General features: G+C 46.2%; 7 protein-coding genes and 3 tRNA genes. 1 reads left to right on the plus strand and 9 read right to left on the minus strand.

Annotated elements, in window-relative coordinates; translation table 11 throughout:
* Positions 1-146: 146 nt before the first annotated feature.
* The 6 genes from BEL05_RS11960 to BEL05_RS11985 form a co-directional block, all read right to left on the minus strand.
* Positions 147-1,046 carry a chemotaxis protein CheV gene (locus BEL05_RS11960; RefSeq protein ID WP_028764007.1) on the minus strand — a complete coding sequence of 300 codons (900 nt, stop codon included), beginning with the start codon at positions 1,044-1,046 and terminating at the stop codon, positions 147-149.
* A gap of 90 nt (positions 1,047-1,136) precedes the next feature.
* On the minus strand, positions 1,137-2,648 hold the full coding sequence (locus BEL05_RS11965; protein ID WP_139151876.1) for a phospholipase D family protein: 1,512 nt from the start codon (positions 2,646-2,648) through the stop codon (positions 1,137-1,139).
* A gap of 48 nt (positions 2,649-2,696) precedes the next feature.
* Positions 2,697-3,167 carry a dual specificity protein phosphatase family protein gene (locus BEL05_RS11970; RefSeq protein WP_028764005.1) on the minus strand — a complete coding sequence of 157 codons (471 nt, stop codon included), beginning with the start codon at positions 3,165-3,167 and terminating at the stop codon, positions 2,697-2,699.
* Positions 3,168-3,211: 44 nt separating this feature from the next.
* Positions 3,212-4,519: a DEAD/DEAH box helicase gene (locus BEL05_RS11975; protein WP_069671309.1), complete on the minus strand. Its 1,308-nt coding sequence runs from the start codon at positions 4,517-4,519 to the stop codon at positions 3,212-3,214.
* A 149-nt stretch (positions 4,520-4,668) separates the two neighbouring features.
* Positions 4,669-5,235 carry a methylated-DNA--[protein]-cysteine S-methyltransferase gene (locus BEL05_RS11980; protein ID WP_083250348.1) on the minus strand — a complete coding sequence of 189 codons (567 nt, stop codon included), beginning with the start codon at positions 5,233-5,235 and terminating at the stop codon, positions 4,669-4,671.
* Entirely contained in the window at positions 5,232-6,737 is a 1,506-nt protein-coding gene (locus tag BEL05_RS11985) for a DNA-3-methyladenine glycosylase 2 family protein (protein WP_069671310.1), read from the minus strand. The genes BEL05_RS11980 and BEL05_RS11985 overlap by 4 nt, the downstream gene beginning before the upstream one ends.
* 183 nt (positions 6,738-6,920) lie before the next feature.
* Here BEL05_RS11985 and BEL05_RS11990 point away from each other — a divergent pair, with 183 nt between their 5' ends.
* Positions 6,921-8,750, plus strand: coding sequence for an ABC transporter ATP-binding protein (locus BEL05_RS11990; RefSeq protein WP_069671311.1), 1,830 nt, complete (start codon positions 6,921-6,923; stop codon positions 8,748-8,750).
* 156 nt (positions 8,751-8,906) lie between these two features.
* Here the strand turns inward: BEL05_RS11990 and BEL05_RS11995 are convergent.
* From BEL05_RS11995 to BEL05_RS12005, 3 genes are all read right to left on the minus strand, one after another.
* A tRNA-Ala gene (locus tag BEL05_RS11995) sits at positions 8,907-8,982 on the minus strand.
* A gap of 51 nt (positions 8,983-9,033) precedes the next feature.
* A tRNA-Glu gene (locus BEL05_RS12000) sits at positions 9,034-9,109 on the minus strand.
* A 107-nt stretch (positions 9,110-9,216) separates the two neighbouring features.
* Positions 9,217-9,292: transfer RNA gene (locus BEL05_RS12005), tRNA-Glu, on the minus strand.
* Positions 9,293-9,391 lie beyond the last annotated feature (99 nt).

Consider the following 9,391-nt stretch of genomic DNA (forward strand, 5'->3'; position numbering starts at 1 on the left):
AAAGTAAAAGCATGCTCAAACAGATGAAAGCCCAATATTAATCTTCCTTCATGTTGAAGTTGTATAGAAAGTCACTGGAATTGTCTAGCGCTATGGCCATTTTAAGTTTGGAAATTACGCATTAGCAGCATAACAATAACATGCTGCTAATCTTTATTAGTATCAAAGCGTTTAGCACCGCGTAACATTGCATCAATCAGTTCGTGGGCATCAAACTTGGTTAATGCCTCATCGGCACCAACTTGATGGGCCTGACTGACACTGATCTCACTGGACAATGAGGTATGCAAAATAATATAGGCGCTAGCCAATGATGGGGTGTTTTTCACTTCAAAGGCTAATTCGTAACCATCGAGTCCCGGCATCTCAATATCACTCACCAGCAGATCCACTGGCCGCCCCTCTTGAGAGGCATGTTCCATAATCGCAAGTGCCTCTCGGCCATCGGAGGTCACCAAATAGGGAATATTAATGCTATCAAGCGCATCGGAAAGCTGCTTACGCGCCACCAAAGAATCATCGACCAACAAAATATTCAGCGGCTTCAAAATCTCTCGCTGAACATCTGTCAAAATCGCTCGCGTGGTTTCAGGGCTAGGGGGAAACACTTTAGAAAGTAATAACTCGACATCCAGCAACTGTACCAGTTTATCCTCTACACGCGTGACACCCGTTAAGTAGGCATTCTTACCTAAGTTATTGGGTGGCGATTCAATATCACGCCAATTACACTCAATAATTTTATCGATTGAGCGTACCAAAAAGCCCATCACCATACGCTGGCAGTCAGTAATGATGATATAGCTTTTAAGACGATCCGCTTCACTAATGGGCGCATAACCAACAGCAGCTGCCATGTCGATAATGGGGATGGTTTGGCCGCGTACCGTAGCAGCGCCAAGTACATTTGGGTGTGACTTAGGAATAGCACTTAAGGAAGTGAACGGTACAAGCTCTCGAATTTTAAGCGTCCCTAAGGCAAAGAGTTGGGTTTGCGACAACCTAAACAGCAATAAACCTTGAGATTGACTAGCCTTACTTTTCATATTGTTACCGATATTTCACTAAATATTGTGACTAGTTTAACCCTAGCACACCACGCCATTATTGACGATGCTCAAACTAGGGTAACTTGACTAAAGTTGTGCTTCTATTGGCAATAGCGCCAACAAATCAGCCATAAACTTACGCCAGAAACTCGCATCAGGCTCAGCATAGCGCACAGTGTCATCCTTATCATCGAACCACACTAGCTCCCCACCTTGTATCCCAACACGATAGGCGGTGTGTAAAAGCGATAGTTCAATACTTTGTTGCAATCCACTCGCAAACTCTTGATTGTCGAATATGATGCCAAGCTCAGTATTAATCCATGCCGAACGCGGATCGAAATTAAATGATCCCACAAATACCGACTTTCTATCTAAAATAAAAGTCTTGGCATGCAAGCTACTGCGAGAACTCCCTTTCCATGCGGAGGGCCGATTATTGGGGTCGGCTTTAACCTCATAAAGGGCGATGCCATGCTCTACCAAGCGTTGCCGATACTGCTGATAGCCCGCATGAACTGCCAACACATCTGTCGCGGCCAAACTATTGGTGACAACTGTGATGGTTAAACCCGACTTAGCCGCAGCAACTAAATCATCCGTTCCCTCTTTAGTAGGCACAAAATAGGGTGAAACAATCAATGCTTCCTCTTTAGCTTGAGCAAGAAACAATCCCAGATCTGACAACAACCACTGCTGGCTATTTTCGCCAATGATCTTTTCTGGAGGATCGTAAACCACTCTCCCCTCCCCCCAATACCACGCAAGGTGCTGTGCTTGAAGATCACCAAGCAATTGGCTCAACTCTAGGCGCCCCATATACTCGTTATCGGCAAATAATGCGCGTTGTTGTAACATATACTGCTCAGCCTGTAGCACTTGCTGAGGGTTAATTTCATCAATTAAGTTTTCAACGTCGATAGACATCGGCGCATTCCAATAGGTATCAAATTGCTCTGACACCGCATCAACCGCTTTACCTATGGTAAGCAAGTCAAAATCTCCAAAATCGACATCCTCGTTATTGGAGAAGTACTCGTTACCTATGTTACGTCCACCAACAATCGTTGCCCTATTATCAGCAGTCAGAGACTTGTTGTGCATCCGGTGATTTAAGCGAGAAAACCCGGTCAGCATAGCGATATTGCGAAATGTTCTTTGGTATGAGGGGTTAAAAAGACGAATATGAATATTGGGATGACTGGCCAACACTATCAATGCTTGATCGATAGTTTTTGTCGTCAAATCATCAAGTAAAATACGTACTCTGACACCGCGATTAGCCGCATCGATGAGATGCCACATCAGCAGCTTGCCCGTATCGTCATCACGATAGATATAATACTGCATGTCGATGCTGCTGGTTGCACTATCAACAATAGCAAGGCGGGCAATAAATGCATCGATGCCGTTCGATAATGGGTAGACACCGGTTTGTTCAGGGTGAGCAGACAGCGCAGCATTGAGGTAACGAGACAATGGGCTGTCTTGGGGGGCCGCTATTTTATAGCTAGCTTGCTTATCAATATCCGCCACCGGTGATGCGCAGCCCAACAAAGTTAAACATAATGCTACAATCAGAATCGCCGCTCTATTCAAATGCTGTTACCTCATGATAAATAGAAGCACTAACTTAGGCTATGTGCATTAGTCCTGTAAAGCGTACAACACATCAAAGGCAAATTGATCCCAACCTTCAGCGGTAAAAGCGATATCTCTAATCGCTCTGACCTGACTCACAGCATGCAACGGCGCAGCACCATTTTGCATCAAATAATAGGCCATCAACAAGCCTGTTCGGTCTTTACCCGAACGACAATGGATCATCACAGGGATCTGTTCTTCTTCGCAGCGGCGAATAAAGTCTAATGCCTTGGGGAGTTGCTCGACACACAGAGCTAAATCATCTTCTGTCGGCGGTACGTTGCTAGAAAAAGGCACGCAGGCGTATAAAATATCGTGCTTATCAAACTCTAGCGTGTCGCACATGTCTCCGCCGTTAACCGAGATAACCGCGCCAATCCCCGCTTGCTTAAGTAATGCAATATCCCACATCACTTTATTCGGGCCACAACGCCCAGCAATTTTACCTTCGACCAACCAAAAAAGGTGCTGCATAACCCTTCCTATATCAATAAGTTAATGAAACCAAGCATCGACTACTATGACTTACTATTCCAAAGCTCTTCATTGATCTTAGGTAACTTTTTGCGTTTTTTCTTGCCAGTTCCTTCAGGTTTTGCCATCGGCTTATCAAGTCTTGACGGGCAATCTTCTGGCGCTTCTTCATCAGCTTCAAAACCAGGGTATTGCAGGCGCACTAGACGAATTTTGTTTTTCTTCTCGATAATACTGAAGTGATGATAGTCTTCATGACTAATAAGGCTTATTGCTTCACCTGCGGCTCCAGCACGGCCACTACGACCTATACGATGCATGTAATCGGCAGGGCTGCGTGGAAGTTCATAGTTAATCACTACAGGCAATTTATCGATATCGATACCACGCGAGGCGATATCTGTTGCGACCAATACCGTCACATCCCCCTGCTTAAATGACTCAAGTAAGCGATTACGCGTACCTTGAGCTTTATCGCTATGAAAAACTTCCGCTGCGATATCCTGTTTAGCGAGCTTTTGTGCAATACGATTACAACTATTCTTAGCACTGGCGAAGATTAACACCTGGCGCCAATCATTGGCCTTAATAAGTTCAGCCAATAACGCATTTTTACGTTCCCGATTAACGGTATACACTTTTTGCTCAATGGTACTTTCAACATCACTTTGTAGCTGGATCTCAAATGGATTATCCAGCAAACTTGATGTCAGAGTTTGTACTTCTTCAGGAAAGGTTGCCGAGAAAAGCAGTGTCTGCTTTTTAGCAGGCAATAGCGCTAAAATCTGACTTAGCTCTTCAGTAAAGCCTAAGTTAAGCATGCGATCGGCCTCATCGAGAACCAAGCTTTTAAGCTGAGATAGCTTTATCGCATTACTTGAGATCAGGTCGAGTAAACGTCCTGGTGTTGCCACCAATACATCAGCGCCACCACGTAACGACAACATCTGGGTATTAACTGAAACACCACCGTAAACGGCGACCACTTTCGCTCTTGGGACTAATTCTGCGCCATAACTCAAGAAACTGTCTGCCACCTGTTGCGCCAACTCGCGGGTCGGCACTAACACTAATGCGCTAACAAAATTACCGCCAGATGCGCGTTTACCCACCAGGTTTTGTAATAATGGTAATGCAAAGGCTGCTGTTTTACCCGACCCAGTATTCGCTCCCGCTAACAGATCGCGTCCAGCAAGCACGACAGGAATAGCTTGCGCCTGGATAGGTGTCGCCTGGGTATAACCAAGGTGAGCCAAACGAGATTGCAGCGACGCTGCCAAATTCATTTGGGCAAAAGAAACAGCACTATTCTCTTGTTGAGCGGATGGGTTTACTGGTGTTGCTTGGGTCATGGATTAACTGGCTACTAAATCATTATATAGCCAGCCATTGTACTGCAAAAGCTGCGGGAAAGCTTACTATTTCATTGAACGACTCGCGCCAAACATAGCTAATTGCCATGTTTGGCCTGCACGTGATAACAAGTGGCTGGCTCTATCCCTTAAATTGCAGCCTCTATCATTAATAGGCGACGCTTAATCTCCACCCCATACGCATAGCCCGTTAAAGCACCGCTTTTACCGATAACCCGGTGACAGGGAATCAACAAGGCAATATGGTTAGCACCATTAGCACTACCAACGGCTCTCACCGCTTTAGGCCGCTCGATCTGCTTAGCGATATCACTATAACTGCATGCAGTACCAAATGGTAAGGCTAATAGTGCCTGCCAAACTTGATGCTGAAACTCAGTGCCCACGGGGGCTAATGGCACAGAAAACTCGTTAAGCTCACCGTTTAAATACAGCTCTATTTGTTTAACGGCTTGGTCTATATGTTGTTCAGCCAAGTTTTTTGTTGCAGGAAGGCCGTCCATCAACGTGATATTTCTGGTTGGCCACTCCTCGTTTTGAGACAAAAAGGTCAAATCAGTTAAGCCATATTCATTGGCCGCTAACACCATGGTGCCCATCGCGTTGGTCCATTGCCTCTTGACCACCGGCAGGTACTCGTTGTGGTGTTGATGACGATAGAAAGGGGTGTATTTTGCTGCAATGGCACGGCTCATTGTTGACTCCAAAGTTGAAACGTTAAATAGCTCCCCCATGGGGATATGGCTTGGCCAATCAGTTGGCTCTTTTCAAGGTAATAGCTTTTTATCGCGGCCTTATCTTTGGCATGTATTATGTCGATAAGCTCAGACTCCTGCGGATCGCTGCTTATATTGGCTAACACCTGATTTTTGACCACAAGATCATCGGCGAGCAGACAATCGGGGGCACTCAATCCACGTAGGCGCACATAATTGACGGTCCAAGACCCAATCCCCTTAATCTTCAACCATTGCTCAACATCACTATCTGGACACTCGCTGACAAAAACTGCTAACGCCCGCAGCGCAGATTTTCTTAAGCCTGGCATTTTGAGCTCAGTCAATTCCGCCTTGGCAATCGCCTCGGCTGAGGGAAAAAATAGCACCTCTTGGTCGCCAACAGTGACACGTTCACCATAGTGAGCAGTCAATAACTTTAACAGTTTTACCGCTTGTTCAACACTAACTTGCTGCCCAAGAATCGCACGACAACCGGCTTCAAAGGTAGACCAAACGCCGGGGATCCTAACACCAGTATTAATCTTAGGCAGGGCATTGCCAAGCAGCGAAAGCCTGGCCTCCACTTCAATAAGATCGGCATCAAGGTCAAGTAAACGTCTGATGTGGCTAACAATGCGTTTAAGCTGTAATAGGCCGTCGGTATCGGTGAATACGATGTTAATGTCAAAACAAGATTGCTCACTATTATGCACCGCCGTGAAATACCCCCGAACCTTTCCTAAAGTGATAGTTCTGCCGTAAGAGTTATCCCCCAACCACTCCATCTCATCAACGGCTCGCAATTGATAAAACGCTCGCATATGCGCCCAATTAAACGGCGGGCGGTAGGATAGTTTTAAGTTGATACTGTTTGCTTGTACTTGCACAGAGCCCGCCGCACGCTGCTTTCGAATCGCGCTAGGGGTTAGCTTTAACTCCTGTGCAAAAGCTTCATTAAAACGACGTACACTGTTAAATCCCGCGGCAAATGCCACCTCGGTGATAGGCATAGTTGTTTGATGTAATAATTGTTTGGCAAACATCAACTGCTGATATAGCGCATACTGCTTGGGTGATGCCCCGACATAAGTTTTAAACAGTTCACGTAAATAGCGGCTAGTAATACCAAGCTTTTCAGCAAGTTGCTCCAACGTAATGCTATCGACGCCCGATAATATACCTTCATTAATCAAGGTTAAGGCGCGATTGACACTCGTTTGATTACCCATCCACGGGTTTGAATGTGGTGCGCTATCGGGGCGACAGCGCAAGCAAGGCCTTAGCCCATGGTTAGCAGCGGCTAAGGCTGTGTTGAAGTAGCGAACATTTTCTTCTTTTGCGGGCATCGCGGGGCAGATGGGACGGCAATAGATACCGGTTGATAACACTCCAACATAAAATAATCCATCAAACCGCGCATCGCGTGCCAGTCGAGCACGGCGAAAACTCTCATCCGAAAACCGCTTTGTAGTGTTCATGGTATCTCGTTCAATGGCACGTGAAAGATTGAGGACACTCTAATGCAAGCTTCTATTACTGACTAGCGGAAAACGGAACCCAAGGTGAATTATCTTACAATTGAAAACTTAGATATGACATCAAAGCTAGGATATGATGCTCTGTCTATCTGATTTACCGATTTAAACTCGACAAGGACAGGAATGTTTAAACTATTTGAATCCTGGGTGAATGCTTTACCCGATGATGAACCGACGCAGCCCCCACGCGGTATATATGCCTTTTGTCGCCACTACACCAGAGGATTTGAAATCCCCTTAGCCTTGATGTCGTTTCTGACTGCCGTGCTCGCGATTTTGGAAGTGTCCTTGTTCGCCTTCATGGGCGACCTCGTCGACTTACTTGGTAGCCATACGCCTGAAACCCTGTTTGCTGAGCAAGGCGATAAACTGCTGACCATGGCCATTTTGGTATTGGTGGTGATCCCCGCATTGGTGCTGTTACATGCACTCATCGTCTATCAAGGACTGCTCGGCAACTATCCAATGTCGATCCGCTGGCTAGCCCATCGCTACCTGCTAAGGCAGAGCGTCTCATTTTATCAAAATGATTTTGCGGGTCGTATCGCCACAAAAGTGATGCAAACCTCCCTTGCAGTAAGAGAAACAGTCACCAAACTCCTCGATGTATTGGTCTACATTTTGGTTTATTTTGTCTCTATGTTGGTGATTATCGCTGATGCTGATATCAGGCTAATGCTACCAATGCTCGTTTGGCTCGGATTGTATGTGGGCTTGCAGTTATATTTTTTGCCGAAACTAAAGAAAGTCTCTACCGAACAAGCCGATGCCCGCTCAACCATGACCGGACGTATCGTCGACAGCTACACAAATATCGCCACCGTTAAGCTTTTCTCTCATACACAAAAAGAAGCTGAATATGCCAAAGACAGCATGTCAGGCTTTCTCGACACAGTGTATCGCCAGATGCGCCTAGTAACGGGAATCAACGTCAGCGTGCAGGTGATTAACTACCTATTGGCCTTTACCATTGCAGCGGTTTCTATTTGGCTATGGCGAGACAGTGCCATTACAGTGGGTGCTATTGCGGTTGCAGTAAGCCTGTCATTAAGACTTAACGGCATGTCTCAATGGATCATGTGGGAGATAAGTTCCCTATTTGAAAATATCGGTACCGTAACAGACGGCATGAATACACTATCCAAGCCAACGGCGATCACCGACAGTGAAGATGCTGCCGCACTGTGTGTCTCACAAGGGAAAATTGACTTTGAACAGGTCAGCTTTCACTACGGCGAAGATTCAGGTGTGATAGACACACTTAACCTCAACATTAAAGCCGGCGAAAAAGTTGGCCTCGTTGGTCGCTCTGGTGCGGGGAAGTCAACCTTAGTGAACCTACTCATGCGCTTCCACGATGTTGAAAATGGCTCTATCGCCATTGATGATCAAGACATTCGTCTGGTGACCCAAGATTCACTGCGCTCTTGTATCGGCATGGTTACCCAAGACACCTCCCTGCTTCACCGCTCTATTCGAGACAATATTCGTTACGGTAAACCGGATGCAAGCGACGAGGAGTTAGAAGATGCAATTAAGCAAGCTCAAGCCTATGAATTTATTCAGGCGCTAAGTGATCCTGAAGGCAACCATGGTTTAGATGCTCAAGTGGGAGAACGAGGTGTGAAACTCTCTGGCGGTCAACGCCAACGGATAGCCATCGCGCGCGTGCTACTTAAAAATGCACCGATTTTGTTACTTGATGAAGCCACCTCAGCGCTAGACTCAGAAATTGAAGCTGCAATTCAAGAAAGTTTGTATCAGCTTATGGCTGGTAAAACCGTTATTGCCATCGCCCATCGTCTATCGACCATAGCGGCCATGGATCGACTCATCGTGCTCGACCAAGGGAAAATAGTAGAACAAGGCACTCATCAGCAACTTATTGCCCAGGGCGGGATCTACGCGCAGCTATGGGCCCATCAAACGGGCGGCTTCTTGGGTATCGATTAATACCAATCCATCTCCCCCATCGAGTGCTTGTCGCTTGTTAGCAAGCATTCGTTTTATCCAATCAGTTTAACTCACCTCTATTGAGCCAACTCATCAAATTATAGACGAAAAAAAACCACCCTAAGGTGGTTTTTTTAGCGTAATTAAACGCTTATATGGTGGAGCCTAGCGGGATCGAACCGCTGACCTCAACACTGCCAGTGTTGCGCTCTCCCAGCTGAGCTAAGGCCCCAATTTTATGTAACCATGCATAACACAAAGTAGATAACACAAAATTAAAATGTGGTATCCCATAGGGGATTCGAACCCCTGTTACCGCCGTGAAAGGGCGGTGTCCTAGGCCTCTAGACGAATGGGACACTGTTGGCACCTTATACTCTGTACCGAGTGAATACTCATTGAAGCCAGTAGGCTATCGCTTCAACGCTATCGAATCGTTAACTTTACAGTCAACCACTCAAGAAAGTGGTATCCCATAGGGGATTCGAACCCCTGTTACCGCCGTGAAAGGGCGGTGTCCTAGGCCTCTAGACGAATGGGACACTGTTGGTACCTTATACTCTGTACCGAGTGAATACTCATTGAAGCCAGTAGGCTATCGCTTCAACGCTATCGAATCGTTAACTTTACAGTCAACCACT

The organism is Shewanella colwelliana, from assembly GCF_001735525.1.
Taxonomy (GTDB): domain Bacteria; phylum Pseudomonadota; class Gammaproteobacteria; order Enterobacterales; family Shewanellaceae; genus Shewanella; species Shewanella colwelliana.